The 918-nt window shown below is 38.2% G+C and carries 2 protein-coding genes; both read right to left on the minus strand.

From position 1 onward, the window contains the following. Window positions 1-248 precede the first annotated feature (248 nt). Window positions 249-461 (minus strand): hypothetical protein, encoded by a 213-nt coding sequence (locus CHH67_RS25960; RefSeq protein ID WP_144029260.1) that lies wholly within the window; start codon window positions 459-461, stop codon window positions 249-251. A gap of 204 nt (window positions 462-665) precedes the next feature. Next, a complete protein-coding gene (locus CHH67_RS26200) occupies window positions 666-821 on the minus strand; it encodes a hypothetical protein (protein ID WP_218832016.1) in 156 nt (51 codons plus the stop codon). Window positions 822-918 lie beyond the last annotated feature (97 nt).

Consider the following 918-nt stretch of genomic DNA (forward strand, 5'->3'; position numbering starts at 1 on the left):
TTCTATAAACAAAGTTAGGTCACACTTTCAATTTGAGAAGAACCACCAGAACCGCAGCTACAACAGCAACACAATATGATTTTCCAGTCATTTCTCGTTTCTTGTTGTCCAGTGAGCACTCCTGTTCCAAAAAGTTGATCATTTTGAACATTGCTAGCTGGTTCATAAAGTTTTTTTCCAATTGGCTGTGGAGTATTAATTTCTAGTATAATTTTTCACCTCTCTTGTAATTCCCCTAAACTGTCTTATTAAAGATTTGAGCCAACAGAATCTTTGTGAATTTGAGAAGAGCCGCCGGAACCACAACTGCAACAGCAACATAAAATAATTGACCAGTTATCATTTCTCATTTCTTGTTGTCCAGTAAGTACTCCTGTTCCAAAAAGTTGATCATTTTGAACTTTATTAGCTGGTTCATAAAGTTTTTTTCCAATTGGCTGTGGAGTATTAATTTCTACCATGCTCATCACCTCCTTATATAAGGATTAATTGGGATTAATTGGGTTGCTATACATAGTTTACTTCATATTTTTGGAATTTCAATATTTTTTTCTTTTCTCTAAAATTTGATGAGTTACTAGATTATGAAATAGATTACATTACTTTGTAATGTAGCAAAAGTTGGTAGACAGACATGTGCCAACTAAGGCATAGCTATGATGAGTTCAAGAATCGCGTCCTAATTCAGTTTTTCGTTTTAAACACGCCAGCGCCGAATAATCCGCATCTCCTGTATGCCGGCGTCCAAGAAGCGCCATCCGCTTCATCCTGTCCGAATAACCCAGCGAATCCAGCTCCGCGAGCAACTGCTCTTTGTTCATCAGATCATGGTTATCTATCATTATTTTCTCCCCTCATGTTCCTGTAACCGATCCTAATTTCTCCGCATGTGGTCGACTGACCGCCGTCATGCAGCCC

Source organism: Paenibacillus campinasensis (genome assembly GCF_002272015.1).
GTDB lineage: Bacteria > Bacillota > Bacilli > Paenibacillales > Paenibacillaceae > Paenibacillus_AQ > Paenibacillus_AQ campinasensis.

What these genes read in the sequence shown, in the direction of transcription:
- CHH67_RS26200 (WP_218832016.1), bottom strand. Translation starts at nt 821, where the DNA reads ATGAACAAAGAGCAGTTGCTCGCGGAGCTGGATTCGCTGGGTTATTCG.
- CHH67_RS25960 (WP_144029260.1), bottom strand. Translation starts at nt 461, where the DNA reads ATGGTAGAAATTAATACTCCACAGCCAATTGGAAAAAAACTTTATGAA.